The following is an 18,536-nucleotide window of genomic DNA, read 5'->3' as shown; positions in this document are numbered from 1 at the left end:
TAACTATAACTTAAGTCGTTTTAGGTTTTTGGAACTAGACGAGTTGTATCGTATGTATAACCCAGTTTCCTGAAATCTAGAACGTCCATAGGCGTGACCACTACATTAGATTGGATACTTGACACTAAAGAAGCGATATCTTCAGAGCCAACATTTCCTGGTATGGACAAACCCTTATCCCAAGGCCACATTAGGTCGTGCAAGTTGTGTCCAAATGGCATACCTTTAGATGGATAAAAACGGCTACTGGTGTGTCCTCGATCTTGCCATTCAGCCCAAAGGCGGTCTACGTTAGCATGATTTAACCAGAATATTGGATCGTAGGGAGAACTGGGAATACTGTCCATTGTCCCTAAAATTTGAGTTTGCTGGGGTACACGGTTTGGTTCGAGCTTGTCAACAAGACTACCACCAATAAGTGAATGGATATAAGCGTGAAGTTCCCATCCCTCAACCCAATTGTTTTTCTCATCCAACTTTAATGCTCCTTCTAAAAGAGCGTTAAAAATTTCATAATTATCGAACTCAAAGAGTTTTTCTACTTTCGCTTTAGGTATAGGATATTTATCGCAAGGTGGTAATTTAGTAAATCGCTTGAGTTTCGGACCTAATGACTTTCCAGTAATGGGATCAAAATGAATTTTCTCATTCAATGTCCACTCAGCAAATGGACCGGAGGAAACTAAACCTCCTTGGAACGTTCCCGCACCTGGAATTTCAATAGTCACTCCTTGTCCTCGCGATCCTAGAAAGTCGTCTTGAAGAATAATCTCAAGTGCTTTGGGGTCTGTCCAATCCCAGTAAGGAACAGTTACGCTGGGATCAATTGCTTGTAAAGCTTGTTCAAATACCCGCAAAAATTGACGATGCCAAGGCAGAAATGCAGGCTTCCCATGGGCTGGGTTGACTTTAGCTGAACCTTTAGCTCCGCTAGATAAACTAAAACCCATTGTGAGAACGTGTTCTAAAACTAATTGGTCATAAATACTGAGCTTACTCCCTTGTGGAATTGTGTTTTTTAGGGCATGAACCGCTTTGACAAAAACGGCTTTTTCCTTTGATGTGAGGTCAACAACATTCTTACGAACAGAGAGGTTAGCCGATGAAATGAACTGAGGATAAACGGGTGCTGGTACAGGTGAGTTTATAGCCGGAGGTGTATAGGTATAAGGATAACTTCGATATATGGAGGTTGTAATTACTGACCCAGCTATGATAACGACCATAACAATGAAATAAATTAATGAGAATTTTCTTAATGTCAATAATTTTTTCATATCAATTTTTAGTAAATCTTAATTTCAGTTAGTTAATTACCCGCTAGTTAGGCTAAAGTTAATAACTTTGTGATGGGTTAAAATCCGGTATCAAGGCAACTCTCCCAGCAAGTGCCATTTTATAATAATTCATTTTGATGGAATTAAAGCAATCCTAAATTATTCTCGAAAAGAACAAATGACTATGGACTAATAACTAAGAACAATTAACACAACAACTTTCACAACTCAAATAGGATACCTATATCACCCATCAGTGACTTTATGATTTGGATCAATAAGCTTTAGGCGATTTTGGGCGAATATCTTTAATTTACTTACAGCCGTACTTTTGTTACAACGTAAACTTCCTTTTTCATCACCGCCAAATCGAGTGCAAACTGCTGTATGAGCACTCGATAATGTAACATAAGCATTTACAAACTGGCTGTGTTGAGTATGGAGTTCAACAGGTAGAGCCTGAAAAACTGGACTAAGTCTTTTCAAAATTTTAATTAGCAAGGCATGATCCCAAGACATTAATCCGCTAAAGTTTTCCGATTCAACTTGAGGAGGCTTCATAGTTGGAATAATTTGATTCTCATACTCCTTTCTACTGAAGCTGCCAGCAAGTTCCATTGCTGCTCCAGACGCTAACATTAACTTAGTTGCCGTTCCTAATTCCACTTCAGCTTGGCAAAGATTACCTGCTGCAAGTTCGATCTCAAAGCGTCGCAAACAGATAATCAGCCCTTGGACATCCACAAAAAATAACCAGTGGAATCCCTCCCAAAGTTGCTTTAGCTTGACTTGAGTCTCTATTTTAGTCATTAGATTTCCTCCAAAGATAAACTGAAAACTCTTCCTAACAGATAAACATAGCTTTTAAGTCCTTCTTTTAGATCCTTGACTCGATCAGGGTCAAATTTTTTACCATCTTCATCAAGTATGAGCAAAGTTTTATAAACGATTAGCAGTCCCCAAACAATACAGACGCTTGATTCCTTTGTTGTGACGTAAGTTGCTTTAAAACAACGGTTAAAGTCTTCAACTTCCCAAGGCTCTAGTGACGTTTCAGTAGAAGATATTGAGGCAGGAGATATATTGCTGACATCAAGATTGGCCAATTCTTGATTAATAATGGCAAGGGCTTTCCGATGGGACAGTTCATCTAAAGCTTGCAATAAGTTTTTGAGTACTTGACGTGTTTTTACTTGGTCTGATTCACTAAGTTGTTGTTCAATTGGTAAGTTCCAAGGAACGAGTAGATAAAGTTGAGAGGGAAGAGAATTATGGGTCATTTCAAAATGGGGTTTAGTTGAAAAATAATTTATCAATAGCCCTGTTGACCTAACTAAATCCCTCAGATGGACTAGTGAATATGCCTCAGAATGATGAAGTTTGCTTAAGTTACGGGATGTGAAAAAAGCCAGCTTCCTGTAGTTCAGTAATGCTGTCTTTCATAGCTTTAAGGATCGAGTTAATATCTTCATCGGTATGAGCAGTAGATAAGAAACCTCCTCCTTCTCCCCTAAGCAAAATACCTTTATCAAAAAGGTGATAACGTAATAGCTCGAAACCCATAAGAAAACTTTTTGAGGAGACAGCATCTTCAGTAAATACAGGACCAAAGAAAGAGCCAAAATTCGCCATTTGAATTGGTAGTTTATTGGCTTCAAAGTAAATATTTAATCTTTCTACAAACTGAGATGTTCTTTGGTTCAATTGCTCTTGAAGACTGGGTCCCTGATTTTTTAAATACTTAAGTACTGCTCGACTCGCTGCGATCGCTAGAGGGTGCTTGCAGTGAGTGCCTGCGAAAAAGGTTTTTTCTACTTCAGGAGAAGAAGCATCTCCATAGTTCCACATACCCCCATCAATACGATCCAAGTAGGCTCTTTTTCCGGCAATAATTCCAATCGGCATTCCTCCACCGACAACCTTACCATAAGCAGCGATATCTGCTTCAACACCAAACCAAGCCTGAGCTCCTCCTTGATGAAGACGGAAGCCTGTTACCATTTCATCAAAAATGAGGGCAATTCCTGATTTTTGAGTTAATTGCCTGAGTTGATGTAGAAACTCTTTCGGCTGTAGATTGGGTTTACCGGTCTGGATGGGTTCTACTATAACTGCTGCTAATTTTCCCTGATTAGCTTTAATAATGTTGAGAGATTCAGGGTTGCCATACTCTAGCATTAAAACATTTTTGCTAACTGAGTAAGGAATGCCACGAGATGCTGGAAAGGCTAGGGAATTAATACGAGAAGTTAGGATATTACCACCTAGCTTTTCAAGTATTTTAGGCAACTTGAGACCGAGAGATCCGACTAAAACACCATCGGAATGACCGTGATAGGAACTAGTAAATAAAGCAATTTTATTGCGCTTTGTATGGGAGCGAGCCAACCGAATTGCTGTCATTACAGCTTCCGTGCCAGTATTGCTAAAAGCTACTCTTTCCATCCCTGTCAGTTCGCTAATTAACTCCGCAACTTCACCAGCGTATTCTGATTGTGGGCCTAGGGAAAATCCTTTTTCAAGCTGCTCCTGAATTGCTTCTTTCACGAATGGTGGATTATGCCCTAAAAGATTGCTGCCGAACCCCATGATGATGTCGATATATTCATTTCCATCAATATCCCAAACTCGAGATCCTTGAGCTTGTTGACTGATGATTAAATAACACATCTCTTTAACGGAAGCATCGAACCATTCTGGAACTCTGGGGTCTGCTAGAACCGAACGGTAAGCTTGGGTCATTTGTTTTGACTTTTTTGTCCGTTTGGTGTAGCGTTCGATTAATGCTTGTAAATGTTTCTGTTGTAAATCTGCTTTTGTCTCTGTAGAAACAGGTGAAGTTTGTTTATTAGTTATCATGTTTTTGGAGTGTTATTTACCTACATTTTTTAGTCTGATTTTGATAAACTGAGAGAAGCAGAAGGTTTACGTCCTACAAAATAGGCATACTTATTATTTTCAGGATCTGCTAATTCACCGTTGGAGTTATAAATACTAAGCGACGTAAACCCTACTTCTTCCAAAACTGACTGAATTTCTGTTTTGGAATAAGGCTTGACTGAAAAATTAATTTCTGAGGGTTGCCAGTCTTTTTCTACAAGTTGCAATAAAGCTGATGGTTTAGTGCGACGCAAAAATTTATTGTAAACTATGCGTTTTAAATTTTTTATTAGTAAGCTAATTGAGTTTGGCTTTTTGTCTAATTTATTGTCATTTTGCTGGAACATTGTAATTGTAAATGTACCAACTTTTTCTTCTGGATTGTAAGTTTCGCCCACAGTCCAGGCATAATTTTCTTGCATTTCACCATCATTAACAAAGATGTTGGCATATCGCTTTTCTAAGCCTATATCAAATAAAAATAGGCCGTTTTCTTTCAAGACCTTATATACATTACTAAAAACACTTTTGAGTTCTTCAAGACTCATGATGTGGTTGAGGGCAGAATCAGTACAAATAGTAGCTTCAAATGTGTAAGGAAGTTTAAAATCACGAGCATCACCTAAAATAAACTCAGCATCTGGTGCATTTTGGCGAGCATAGTGCAGCATTTTTTCAGAGCCATCTAGTCCAACAATTTCATAACCTTTAGCGATTAACTCTTGCGATAATTGCCCTGTACCGCAGCAGAGATCGAAAATTTTCGCTCCTTTAGAAAGGTGTGGCAAAAGTAATTTCTCTATGTTTGGCAGTAACCCTTTACAGGCTAGTTCTGCTTCTGATTTATTGTATAACCAAGCCCAAGGGTCGTAATCTGTATAGCGACTTTCTGGAGATATGTCAGTTTTGTTCATGGTGTTTTCTCAAATGAAAATACAAAAATTATAATTTGGGCAAATTTTGGTTCTTAACCACTTTTTTCAAGATTTTGTATTATGTCTACATTCCACTTCGTTTAAGTTACAATGACATAGCTTAGATTTGTTGACGCCGTTATACTTAACTCTGTGTTAGCGTCAAATTTGAGAAAATGTACTCATCGTGGCTTTTTTGAGCGCTATTTTTAATGGGTGGTGGTACTAAAAAATTGTTTTTAATGAGGTATGAGAAGTAAATATTTAGCAATTGATCATCGATAGTAGGACAAGTAATGGATGTATTTTTTAAACCATTGAGTGTATTTTGAAAGTCAAATTTTAAAACTGCTGAATCAGAAGTTGGTGCTTGGGAATTATTATTTCTACCAGGGAGCAGAGAAACTAGAGGATATAAAGCGTGTTCTGGAGAATTCTGTGCAATGTTTAACAGTTGAGTGTGCCATTGATCGTAAGAAATTTGTTGAATCGGATAGCCAAGCGATCGCAACTTCTCGAAAAACAGGTTTGTGGAAACTGGTTGAGGATGAGTCAAGTGAAAGGCTTTACCCCAAGAGTTTTGCAGTTTCGATAGATGAATAATAGCTTTGCTTGCATAATCTACAGGAATAATATCCTGTATCAACTCAACATCGGGAATACTGCCGAGTTGGACGCAACCGATAATCAATCTATACAAAAAGTCATTGACATTAAAGACACCCGTTAGGCTGTGTCCTGATATGCGTCCGAGTCTATAAATACAAACTGGAAGTCCGCGATCGCGTGCAGCGTTGACTAACTTTTCTGCTACCCATTTACTCTGGTTATAGCCCCCGAATGGGACTTGACCATTATCAATATTATCCTGTTCTCGAACTACTCTCACTCCAGAATCACCAACTCCTGAGAACACGCTGGTAGCAGAAATCAAATGAACTGGCTTCACTTTCGTTTGGCACGCCAATCTCAATACTTCTTGAGTTCCCAGGACATTGGTGGCTTTGAGTAACGAGTAAGGAGAAGCGTGATGAACCCACGCCCCATTATGATAGATAACATCAATTGTATCAGCAAGCTCGTGAAATTGTGACTCAGAAAGTCCCAAAAGTGGCTGTGATAAATCTCCAATAACTGGAATAATCCTGCTACTAAAACCTTCCTCCCAAAGTAGATAGGATTCAAGGTAGTTTCGCAGCTTATTGTGAGCTAATTCAGTACTGTTGGCACGAATTAGACAATAAACATCGCAGGAAGTTTGTTGCAGGAGTTCGTAAAGTAAAAAGGCTCCAACAAAACCAGTCGCTCCAGTTAATAATATACAACTGGGTTCAACAGTCGGCTGGGTCAGTAATTCAGCGCGAATGGAAGAGTCTAGAATCGCGTCAGCATTGAGTAACGCTAACGTTTCGCTACCATTAGACTTATTGCTCAGAAACTCCAGAATTTCTGCTTTGCGATCGGAAAGCTGAGTTTTTAAAGTTGGTGTCAGCGCTCCTTTTGGAGCGTTACAGCGCAAACGATCTTCATCTACCCAAAGCTTGATATCGAGACGGCTAAGTTTAGCTAAAAACTCATCAACGCTTTGAGTAACTTTCTTTTCGTTTAAGTGTTTGTTATAATTTGTAGCAAATTTTACATTTGGTACTTGTTTGGGATTTTTTTCTAATAAAATTTCTTTTTTACCCAATAGCCGTTCGCTAAAAATATTGCGATTTCTACACGCTTCTACTAACTTATTTGACTCAATAATAGGACGAGATTCTTCAGTATATTGAATTGATGTGATATAGATCAGCCAAGGTTCTTGTCCCATTGCATAAACATAAACCTGTTGCGGATTAAATTGACTGACAAGTTCAAATGCTCTGTCAGCATTTGAACCATCTAATCTCCGAGTTGCACCCATCTTTCTGGGTATTGATTTTGTGAGTAAGGAGCCATAAGCCCAGCTAAAGGGCGCTCCATCACATTCCATACCGATAAAAATTACATCAATATCTCCAAATATTTTTTGAATTGTTTCATAAAGTTTAGGCTCAATATTATTAGAATCTGCTAGACAAAGAATAGATTGTCCTTTTAATTGAATCAGATAAGCGGCTTTGGCGCTAATATTTAAATCCCCATGTTCACCTAAAAAAGGTAAGGCAACAATCTGTCCTTCATTAATGTCTATCGCTTCCAGGTTGTCAATTTCTATAACATTGGCAAAGCCAATTGTTTTTAAGATTAATTTCATAGAAGGATCGAGTAAAACCCCACTGTTACTCTTCGGCACCACTAAATGCTTGATTTTATGTCGCAACTGCAACAATGTTTCAAACATACAGTGGTCTTGATGATTGTGGGTAATCAGCGCGTAGTCAATCGTTTCCGGTAAATCGGCATAGGTGTAGCGGGGAATGCCCTCTTGATGCTGATAGCTGATTAATGGGTCTAATAAAATACTGATGTCTTTAGTTTCAATTAAAACACAAGCATGACCGAAGTAACGAATTCTGACTGAATCACCGCTATATTTTGGCTCTTTCTGAGGAGGTTCTTCGGTGAAGAACAATGAAAATAATGCCTCATCTTCCTCAGCTATCCCCAACAGATTTTTGATTTGAGTATAGGGTTGAGGAATATCCCTCATTTGAAAGAGGCGATCGAGTCTGGAGTCGTTGAAGGGAAAATTTAAATGTAAATAACGCTCATCTTTTAAACGAGGCGTACTGAGGACAAAGGAACGTTCATCCTCTTGACCTAAATATAAAGCAACAGTTTGGGATGCAGGATTATAGTACTGACTTTTATAGAGAAGTCCTTCAATAAAGCGAATAGAAGGATGGTTGTTTGAGTCATAAACTAACTCTACATATCCTTTTAATGCTTCAGGAACGTTTTGATAAAGAGGTTCTAAGGAATATCCCTTGGCTTCTTCAGTTAGCATCGTGTCTAGCTGTGCGATCGCTTGACTGAGCTGCACCAGATGTGCTTGTTCTTCTTTCGTTTTTTCTAACAAAGCTTTTATTTGATGAACTCGGTCAACCTCATAGTTAATAAAGGGAGCGCCCATCATAGCTGGATTTTTCAGTGCTGACTGATGAACCTGTGGAGCATCGACAAACGACTGCATAATTTTGAGATGCGATTCAGTAATATACCGAGCCGCTGTTGCTGGGAAGATGAGGTACGACCAGGCATACCATTGATTAAATAATGGCTCTACGATAACGTTGGGTTTGAGATAAGGCATAATTCGTAATTAAGATGTACTGTACAGAATTCCATGAATTCGTAGCGAATCAAAACTCAGCCTCCCTTTGCGCTTACTCTGCGTTTAAAAAGACAACTCTACCTCCTCATATTTCAATTTCCTCTCTTTCCTCAACCATCTCCAAAGGAAGAGACCAAAGCTTCTCCAAAGTCTGCATTTTCTCGATGCGTTCAGCTAAACCTGTTACAGTAGGTGCTTCAAATAGGTCAACAACTGTCACCTCTACCTCAAATGTTTTGAGCAACTGAGCAACTAGTTGAGTTGCCAGCAACGAATGTCCTCCCAACTCAAAGAAATTGTCATGAGCACCTACCTGCTCAACCTCCAGCACTTTGGCAAAAATGTCAGCCAAAATTTGCTCTGTAGGGGTGCAAGGAGCGACAAACGCTGATTCTAATTCTGGTCGAGCCGTATCTGGTACAGGCAGAGCAAAACGGTCTACTTTGCCGTTGGGATTGAGCGGTAGGGCATCGAGCGTTACGAACGCCGCAGGTATCATGTAATTGGGTAATTTTTCTGCAATAAAGCGGCGTAAATCGCCAATTGTCGGGTTATTTTCCGGATCGGGGACGATATAAGCGACGAGCCGTTTATCTCCTGGTTGATCTTCACGGACGATGACTATGCTTTCTCGCACTCCTGGGTGTTGGGTTAACAGTGCTTCAATCTCTCCCGGTTCAATCCGAAAGCCGCGAATTTTAACCTGATGGTCGAGGCGACCAAGAAGCTTGATATGACCGTCACTCAGGTAGCAAGCTAAGTCCCCAGTTTTGTATAGACGGCTTCCTGGTTCATCACTAAAAGGATTAGGGATGAATGTCTCGGCAGTTTTTTCTGGACGGTTGAGGTAGCCCCGCGCCAGACCGACTCCACCAATGTGCAGTTCTCCTGGCACGCCGATGGGAACAGGTTGGAGATGTTGGTCTAGGATGTAAAGCTGTTTGTTGGCGGCGGGACGCACGGTAGGTAAAGATTGACCGTCGTTGCCGCATTCCACCATACTCGCGTTGACTGTCGTTTCGGTCGGTCCGTAGGCATTGATGAACAGTCGCCCTTTTGACCATTGCGCGATTAGTTCGCCAGAAGGAGCTTCTCCTCCCACTAAAACCATTTCCAAAGCAGGTAGTTCGGCAGGGGGCAGAACCGCCAGGGCTGAGGGAGGGAGCGTAATATGGGTAATGGCTTGTTCACGTAATATCTGCATTAAGGCGGAGCCAGGAAGCAAATCTTCCGGTGTTCCCAGATGGAGGGTTGCACCAGAACCCAGAGCCATAACTAATTCTGGAATGGAAGCATCAAAGCTCAAGGAGAAGAATTGGAGAATGCGGCTGTCGGGTTGAACTTTACACGTCCGAATTTTGTCTTTCGTTAGGTTGCCTAATCCTTGATGAGTAACCAAGACTCCTTTCGGTGTCCCTGTAGACCCAGAGGTATAAATAAGGTAAGCCAAGTTTTCGACGATAGCACCACTATTGAGGTTCTGCTTGCTCTCCTGTGCAATAGTTGCCCAATCGGTATCTAGACAGACGACTTTGGCGATATGTTGGGGTAGTTCTGTGACTAATTTCTGTGTTGTCAGAAGTATGGGTACTTGTGAATCTGACAGCATGAAGGCAAGGCGCTCTAACGGGTAAGTTGGGTCTAGAGGGATATAAGCGCCACCCGCTTTGAGAATGGCTAATACTCCGATGACCATAGAGAGCGATCGCTCTACACAAATCCCAACTAATACCTCTGGTTTCACGCCCAGTTTTTGTAGATGGTGTGATAATTGATTGGCGCGTTGGTTGAGTTCTCGGTAAGTTAGTTGTTCATCCTTGAAGACAACTGCAACAGCATCTGGCGATCGCTCCACTTGAGCTTCAAATAACTCATGGAAACATAAATCTCTGGGATACAGGCTCTGGGTGTCATTCCACCCCAGTAGTAGTCGATGTTGTTCTGCTTCAGTGAGTAGGAGCAATTCAGAAATATGTTGCTCTGGATTCTTGAGAATACCCGACAACAAACTGCGGAAATGCTCCACCATCCGATTAATCGTAGCCCCGTCAAATAGGTCTGTGTTGTACTCAAACACCCCCATCAGTCCCGAAGCAGTTTCATACATATCCAGGCTCAAGTCCAACTTAGCTGTTGAGTTTTCTGAGTGCAGAAAACTCAGCGTCAAACCGGGAAGTTTCAAGTCTACCTTTGGGGCATTTTGCAGCATGAACTTCACCTGAAACAGCGGACTGTAGCTCAAGTCTCGCTCTAGTTGCAGTTCCTCGACCAATTTTTCAAAGGGCAAGTCCTGATGGTCGTAGGCGTCCCAAGTCACCTGCCTCACCCGCCTCAAAAATTCCCGGAAGGTGGGATTGCCCGATAGGTCAGTACGCAGCACTAAGGTATTGACAAAAAAGCCAATTAGTAGTTCTGTCTCCATCCGGTTGCGGTTAGCAATGGGTGAACCCACTAGGATGTCCTCTTGGGAGGTGTAGCGGTAAAGCAAAGTCTTGAATGCTGCTAGTAATGTCATGAAGAGCGTTACCTCTTCCTTCTGACTCAATGCCTTGAGTGCCTCCGTGAGATCGGTAGGCAGAGAAAATGATTGCCCTGCACCTCGGAAGGTCTGAACTCTTGGTCGGGGGTAGTCTGTAGGTAATTGCAGAATTGGAAGATTACCACTGAGTTGTTTTCGCCAGTGAGATAGCTGGGCGTTCAGTACCTCACCCTGGAGCCACTGGCGCTGCCAAGCAGCAAAGTCAGCGTACTGGATTGGTAACTCTGGGAGTGGGGACGGCTGACCAGTGGAAAAGGCTTCGTAGAGTGTACTGAGTTCTCGAATAAGTATGCCTGTAGACCAAGCATCGGAAATAATATGGTGCATCGTCAACAGCGCCACATATTCAGCTTCATCTAAGCGTACCAGAGTTACTCGCAGAAGTGGCCCCTTAGCTAAGTCGAAAGGCCGTTGAGCTTCCTTATCAGCCAAGCGCTGGACTTCAGCTTCTCGTTCGTCGTGCCTTAACTGCCGCCAGTCTAGTATGGGCAGTGCCAAGGTTAAAATCGGGGAAATCAACTGAACTGGCTGCCCATCTAGCGTCTGAAAGGTGGTGCGTAATGCTTCATGGCGTCGCACAATTTCGTTGAAACTTTGCTCCAAGGCGGCTATATTGAGCGAACCCTTAAGACGTACAGCCGCAGGAACGTTATAAAGGGGGGTGCCAGGTTCAATTTGATCGAGAAACCATAACCGTTGCTGGGCAAAAGATAAAGGTAAGTCTTCGGTTCTCGAAACAGGTAAAATAGCTCGCTTTGACTTTGAAGTCTGATTAGTGCGATGGAGAAAGACTAAAATTTCTTCTTTGCGTTGGGAAAGCTGAGAACTGAGACTGGATGTTAACACCTCTTCAGGAGCATTACAACACAGGCGATCGCCTTCGAGCCAAAGCTTAACGTCTAGACTAGAAAGATAAATTAAGAATTCATCAATAGTTTTCATAATTTGATTTCCTTTCGACCTTTTTCTTGAGCAATCGGAGGGCGTGAAATTTGCTTAATCGTTAAATTAGTAGTTTCAATACTTTCTGCTAAACTCGCTACAGTTGGTTTCTCAAACAAGATACGTAGAGGAAACTCTATCTCGAATGCCTCACGCAAACGAGATATAACTTGGGTCGCCAGTAAAGAATGTCCTCCTAATTCAAAAAAATTGTCATTAATACTAATTTTTTCTTGTTTTAAAACTTCTGCATAGATGGTGGCTACTTTCTGTTCTGTGGAATTACGAGGTAATACAAAGGCAAGATCACTCCTCAATATATTTGGTGCAGGTAAAGCTTTGCGATCAACCTTGCCATTGGGTGTTAAGACTAGTGCTTCAAGGATGACAAAAGCTCCTGGTATCATATAGTTTGGTAGCTTTGACTCCAGGAAGCTACGTAGTTTGGAAATAGTCAGTTTTTGTTCTTTTTCTGGGACTACATAGGCGACTATTTGTTGAGAATCTGATAAATCTGAGCGTACTACAACTACAGCTTCTCGCACTGCTGGATGCTGATTGATTAGAGCCTCAATTTCTTTGAGTTCAATCCGGAAACCACGTATTTTTACTTGGTGATCAATACGACCTAAGTATTCGATGTCTCCATCCAGTAAATAACGAGCTAAATCGCCGGATTTATAAAGGCGTGCGTTAGGTTTATTGCTGAAGGGGTTGGGAATAAACCTTTGAGATGTTAGTTGTGGCCGGTTTAAATAACCTCGTGCCACACCAGCACCGCCAACATACATTTCACCTGGTACGCCAATGGGTACTGGCTGTCGATATTTATCTAGCAAGTAGACTTGTAAATCACCAATGGGACGCCCAATGACACTTGCTGATGCCGCTTCTAAATCTACCATCGTTAGTGGACGATAGGTAACATGCACGGTTGTTTCCGTGATCCCGTACATATTTACTAATTGTGGCAACTGATCGCCATGACGTTCAAACCAAGGTCTTAGACTCTCGAATTGCAATGCTTCTCCACCGAAAATGACTTTTCGCAGACTTAGCTTGTTGGAAGTTCCCCAAGATTCTTCTGTCTGTATAAGCTGGGAGAAAGCTGAAGGCGTTTGATTGAGTACCGTCACTTGCTGTGTTAACAATAATTTGTAGAAGTCTTCTGGTGAACGACTTAGCCAGTATGGTACTACTACTAATTTTCCACCATACAGCAGGGCACCCCAAATTTCCCAAACAGAAAAATCAAAAGCTATGGAATGGAACAGTGAAAAGACATCTTGTTGGTTAAAGTTGTACCAGGATTCAGTGGCTGCCAACAAACGAACAACGTTACTGTGATTGACTAACACACCTTTTGGTTGACCCGTTGAGCCGGATGTATAGATGACGTAAGCTAGGTTGTTACTTGTACATTCACTCACTAGGTTTTGTGAGTTTTGTTGAGCGATACTTTGCCAATCTGTATCTAGATCAATAACCTTAGTCTGAGATTGCGGTAAATTCTCTATCAGGTGCTGCTGTGTTAGTAATATTGGTATCTGAGCATCCTGCAACATGAAAACTAAGCGTTCTTGAGGATAGCTAGGGTCTAGTGGGATGTATGCACCGCCTGCTTTGAGGATGGCTAATAGTCCGATTATCATGTAAAGCGATCGCTCTACACAAATCCCCACTAATACCTCTGGTTTTACTCCCAGTTGTTGCAGGTAATGCGCCAATTGATTTGCTCTAGTATTCAGTTCCCAATAAGTTAGCTGTTCATCTTCAAACACAACTGCTACAGCATCAGGTGTTTTTTGTACCTGTACTTCAAACAATTCATGGATGCATAGCTGTTGAGGATATTCAACTTCTGTATCATTCCACTCTTGGAGTAATTGGTGTTTCTCAGTTTGGGTTAGCAGTGATAATTCCGACAAACTTGCTTGTGGATTTGTCACAATTCCAGACAGCAACGTTTGCAAATGAGCCGCCATTCTTTGTATGGAATTTTCCGCAAATAAATCAGTATTATATTCTAAATTACCAACTAATCCTGACTCGGTTTCACTCATGTAAAGAGTCAAATCAAACTTAGCAGTATTGCTATCACTTTCTACAGGACTCAAAGTCAAATCAGGCAACTCCAAGGCAGACATCGGTGCATTCTGAAGCACAAACATCACTTGAAACAGTGGTGTATGGCTTAAATCTCGCTGTGGTTGTAGTTGTTCAACTAACAACTCAAACGGCAAATCTTGATGAGCATAAGCTCCTAATGCGACTTCCCGCACTCGTTTGAGTAGTTCCTCGAAGCTAGGATTACCTGTCAAGTTAGTTCTCAGCACCAAAGTATTGACAAAAAATCCAATTAACCCTTCTATCTCTGCTCGGTTGCGATTGGCGATAGGTGAACCAACCACAATATCTTCTTGCCCTGTGTAACGCCATAGCAGTGTTTGGAAAGCTGCTAACAGCGTCATAAATAAGGTACTTCCCTGCTGCTGGCTCAATTTATTCAGGGCTACAGACAGTTCATATGATAGCTCAAATGAATAGGTTGCACCTCGAAATGTCCCAATTGCTGGTCTGAGGTAATCAGTGGGTAACTCTAATACTTTGGGTGCATCTTCTAACTGTTGTCGCCAATAGGATATCTGCGATTGTAATACTTCTGCCTCTAACCATTGTCGTTGCCAAGCGGCGAAGTCTACATACTGTATTGGTAGTTCAGGTAATGGTGAGGGTTGATGATTACAGAAGGATGGATAAAGTGTTGCTAACTCTTGCACTAGTACGCCAACTGACCAACCGTCAGAAGCAATGTGGTGCATTGTCAGTAGTACAATGTGTTCTTGTTCATCCAGACGTAATAGTTTTACTCTCAGTAAATAATCGCTGCTGATGTCAAAGGGCTGTTGTGCCTCTTGTGCAGCTTGTTGCCTGATTTCAACTTCTTGTTGAGCTAAAGGGAGTTCGCTAATATCGATTGTTGGTAATCTTAAGGGCTTTACTTCAGAGATCACAGCTATTGCTTGCCCTTCAACTGTCTGGAAATTGGTTCTCAATGCTTCGTGGCGGCGTAGAATTTCGTTTAAACTTTGTTGTAACGCCTTGATGTTCAGTTCTCCTTTCAGGCGAACAGCCGCAGGTATGTTGTAGAATGAACTGTCTGGTTCTAATTGAGCTAGGAACCATAACCTCTGTTGAGCAAATGATAGCGGTAATTGTGGCGATCGCACTATCGGCTCAATCTTTGTTGTTTCAATTCCTAAGCCTGCTTTGTTGGTTGTTTCAATTTCTTTGGCTAACTCTGCGATTGTCGGTTTTTCAAATAAACAACGTAAAGGCAGTTCTATTTGAAATACTTGCCGAATTTGTGACATCACGCGAGTGGCGATTAAGGAATGACCACCTAGTTCAAAGAAATTGTTATCAATACCTACTTTTTCAATACCAAGTATTTTTGCCCAAATACCTGCTAATAAATTCTCTATTGGTGTGGTAGGCGCAACATAATTGGGTGATGATAGCTGTATTAATTCAGGTGCTGGTAGTGATTTCCGGTCAACTTTGCCATTGGGTGTCAGTGGTAGTGCTTCAAGGATGACAAAAGCGCTTGGTATCATGTAATTTGGTAACTTTGATTCCAAAAAAACACGTAGTTCAGAAATATCCAGTTTTTGTTCTTTTTGAGGAACTACATAGGCGATTATTCGTTTAGAATCTTCTGCATCATCGCTGACTACAACTACAGTTTCTTGCACTGCTGGGTGTTGAGTAATGAGCGCTTCAATTTCTCCGAGTTCTATACGGAAACCACGTATCTTAACCTGGTGGTCAATGCGACCAATGTACTCTATTTCTCCATTCGGTAAATAACGTGCTAAGTCTCCTGTTTTGTACAGACGGGCTGCTGTTTCTTTGTTAAAAGGGTTAGGAATAAATTTTTCTGATGTTAAGTCGGGACGGTTTAAGTAACCCCTACCTACTCCCACACCACCAATATAAACTTCACCTGCTACACCAAAAGCAACAGGATTAAAATACTTATCAAGTAGATAAATTTGAATATTTGCTATTGGTCGCCCAATCGGAACTGTTGTTTGGTTGGTCAAATTATCCTGACACTGCCAAAAAGTCACATCTACAGCCGCTTCTGTTGGTCCATAGAGATTATACAGTTGGGCATCAAGTCGATTAAAGAAGCTCTGTTGTAGTTGGACTGGTAATGCTTCACCACTGGCTATGACTCTTACCAAAGACTGACATTTTTCTAATCCTTCTGCTGACAGGAATGCTTGCAACATTGATGGGACAAAATGTAAGGTCGTAATTTGCTGCTGTAGAATCAAGTTAACTATGTAGCTGGGATCTCGATGACCTTCTGGTTGAGCTACTACTAACCGCGCACCTGTCATCAACGTCCAGAAAAATTCCCACACAGATACGTCGAAACTGAAGGGCGTTTTCTGCAAAACACTGTCTGCTGCTGTTAATTGATAAGTATCCTGCATCCACAGTAAGCGATTGCAGATTCCCTGATGGGTGTTCATTGCACCTTTTGGTTTTCCTGTGGAACCAGAGGTGTAAATAACGTAAGCAAGGTTATCAACTATGATATTACACGCAGGATTTTCTCTGTTTTCATCGGCGATTAGTTCCCAGTCGCTATCGATGCAAATTACTTGAGCTTTGTGATTTGGTAAATTTTCTAATAAATATTGTTGTGTTAACAAAACGCCTCGCTGAGAGTCTTCTAACATATAAGCCAAGCGTTCCGGTGGATAGGCTGGATCTAGTGGTACGTATGCGCCACCTGCTTTGAGGATAGCTAATAGTCCGATGACCATATCCAAGGAGCGCTCTATACAAATCCCCACCAATACCTCTGGTTTTACTCCCAGTTGTTGCAGGTAGTGTGCAAGTTGATTGGCTCTGGCGTTGAGTTCCCGATAGGTCAACTGTTCCGATTCAAATACAACTGCTACAGCATCAGGCGTTTTCTCTACTTGCGCTTCAAATAAGTCATGAATACATTTATCTTGAGGATATTCAACTTCTGTATCATTCCACTCTACTAATAATTGCTGACGCTCTGCTGCTGTTAATAATGGTAGTTGTAAGAGCTTGACTTTGGGATTAGCAGTTATGGCTTTTAACAATTCATGAAAATGAGCCATCATCCGCTCAATCGTACTTAGTTTAAATAACTGCGTACTGTATTTAATTGCCCCTGCTAATCCTGTTTCTGTTTCATTTATTAAGAGTATTAAATCAAAAATCGCGGTTTTACTTTCTTGTTTTAGATAACTTAAAGTTAGCCCCGGTAGTGTTAATTTTTTCCCTCCGCCATTTTCCAGGGTAAACATAACATCAAACAGGGGATTGTGGTTGAGATGTCTTTCTACTTTTAGCTCTTCGACTAGTTGCTCGAAGGGTATATCTTGATGACTATAGGCTGCTAAGGTTACTTCTCTGACTCTTTGTAATAACTCTCTAAAACTGAGATTGTTTTCTAAGTTGGTTCTCAATACCAAGGTATTAACAAAGAAGCCGACTAAGCCTTCAATCTCGGCTTGATTACGATTGGCTATTGGTGTTCCTACTGCTAGATCTTCTCGATTAGTGTAACGCAACAAAAGAACTTGGAAAGCAGCCAGCAAGGTCATAAATAAGGTGACTCCTTCTTGCTGTGCCAGTGCTTTAATTTTTGCAGTTAATGATGAGGATATTTCAAATGTAAGGGTTGCTCCTTGATAAGTTATGTTTGCTGGTCGAGAGTAGTCTGTGGGTAAATCTAGTCTTGGTAAATCTTGTAATTGATGTTTCCAATAGTTAAGTTGTGTTGAGAGAACCTCTCCAGTTAACCATTCTCTCTGCCATAAGGCAAAATCAGCATATTGAATTGGTAATTCTGCTAATGGTGATGGTTTTCCTTCCAGAAATGCTTGATAAAGAGTGGCGATTTCTTTGACTAGGATTCCAATTGACCACTCATCGGTGACTATGTGATGTGTGGTGAAGAAGATTATGTGTTCTGATGGGTTGAGTTTTATTACGGTTACTCTAAGTGATAAATCTTGTTCTAGGTTAAATACTTTTTGGGCTTCTTGATTAACTAGTTGCTTTATTTCTTGTTTTTGATTAGTAGAGTTTAATTGTTCTAGGTTGATGATTGGTAAGAGTATTTCTGCTGTTGGATGGATAATTTGTACTGTCTTTCCTGCTGCTGTAGTGCTAAAGGTTGTTCTTAATGGTTCGTGTCTTCTGACTAATTCTGTTAGGCTTTGTTGGAGAATAGGGATATTTAGTTGTCCACTCAGTCTTAAGGCTGTAGGTTGATTGTAAAATGGATTTTCTGGTTCTAGTTTGGCTAGAAACCACAGTCTTTGTTGGGCAAAGGATAATGGGATTTCATTATACTGATTCCTCCGAGCAATAACTTGCTTTGTCGGAGCTTTGATAGACTTTTTCTCGATGTGTTTGGAAAGTAATGCCAGCTTGTTTGGGGAAATAGTTGAAAGGTATTTTGATAAATCGCTCATAAGTTCACTACCAGATATCTATATGTTACAAAGCAAAATATTATCAAAAAGTATGAAACCTAAACTTGACCTTGGTTATTTTCGGATCTCTCAAAGTTTTTCCAAACTGACAGAAATATGTACAACTATTCAAAATAGACAAGGTTTAGGACAGATTTACTGAAGAAAGTTGTTATTTTCAGCTTA

The 18,536-nt window shown here is 41.0% G+C and carries 8 protein-coding genes; all 8 read right to left on the bottom strand.

Features of this window, described 5'->3' with window-relative positions; all coding sequences use genetic code 11:
* Positions 1–20: 20 nt before the first annotated feature.
* Complete coding sequence (locus NLP_RS01565; protein WP_199784738.1) at positions 21–1,226, bottom strand: tyrosinase family protein; 1,206 nt, start codon at positions 1,224–1,226, stop codon at positions 21–23.
* A 297-nt stretch (positions 1,227–1,523) separates the two neighbouring features.
* Positions 1,524–2,087, bottom strand: coding sequence for a siderophore biosynthesis protein (locus tag NLP_RS01560; RefSeq protein ID WP_104904853.1), 564 nt, complete (start codon positions 2,085–2,087; stop codon positions 1,524–1,526).
* The gene (locus NLP_RS01555) at positions 2,087–2,557 is read right to left on the bottom strand and encodes a hypothetical protein (protein WP_104904852.1); all 471 of its coding nucleotides are present in this window, start codon (positions 2,555–2,557) and stop codon (positions 2,087–2,089) included. Before NLP_RS01555 ends, NLP_RS01560 begins: the two co-directional genes overlap by 1 nt.
* Before the next feature lie 109 nt (positions 2,558–2,666).
* A complete protein-coding gene (locus NLP_RS01550; RefSeq protein WP_104904851.1) occupies positions 2,667–4,136 on the bottom strand; it encodes an aspartate aminotransferase family protein in 1,470 nt (489 codons plus the stop codon).
* Between the two features lie 29 nt (positions 4,137–4,165).
* Positions 4,166–5,071 (bottom strand): class I SAM-dependent DNA methyltransferase, encoded by a 906-nt coding sequence (locus NLP_RS01545; RefSeq protein WP_234017159.1) that lies wholly within the window; start codon positions 5,069–5,071, stop codon positions 4,166–4,168.
* A gap of 145 nt (positions 5,072–5,216) precedes the next feature.
* Complete coding sequence (locus tag NLP_RS01540) at positions 5,217–8,312, bottom strand: thioester reductase domain-containing protein (protein ID WP_104904850.1); 3,096 nt, start codon at positions 8,310–8,312, stop codon at positions 5,217–5,219.
* 106 nt (positions 8,313–8,418) lie between these two features.
* Complete coding sequence (locus NLP_RS01535; protein WP_104904849.1) at positions 8,419–11,814, bottom strand: non-ribosomal peptide synthetase; 3,396 nt, start codon at positions 11,812–11,814, stop codon at positions 8,419–8,421.
* On the bottom strand, positions 11,811–18,350 hold the full coding sequence (locus NLP_RS01530) for a non-ribosomal peptide synthetase (protein WP_104904848.1): 6,540 nt from the start codon (positions 18,348–18,350) through the stop codon (positions 11,811–11,813). The genes NLP_RS01535 and NLP_RS01530 overlap by 4 nt, the downstream gene beginning before the upstream one ends.
* Positions 18,351–18,536: the final 186 nt, after the last annotated feature.

Source organism: Nostoc sp. 'Lobaria pulmonaria (5183) cyanobiont' (assembly GCF_002949795.1).
In the GTDB taxonomy this organism is placed as follows: domain Bacteria; phylum Cyanobacteriota; class Cyanobacteriia; order Cyanobacteriales; family Nostocaceae; genus Nostoc.
Note: the sequence above shows the minus strand (reverse complement) of the source record. Positions and strands in the feature narration are given on the sequence as shown.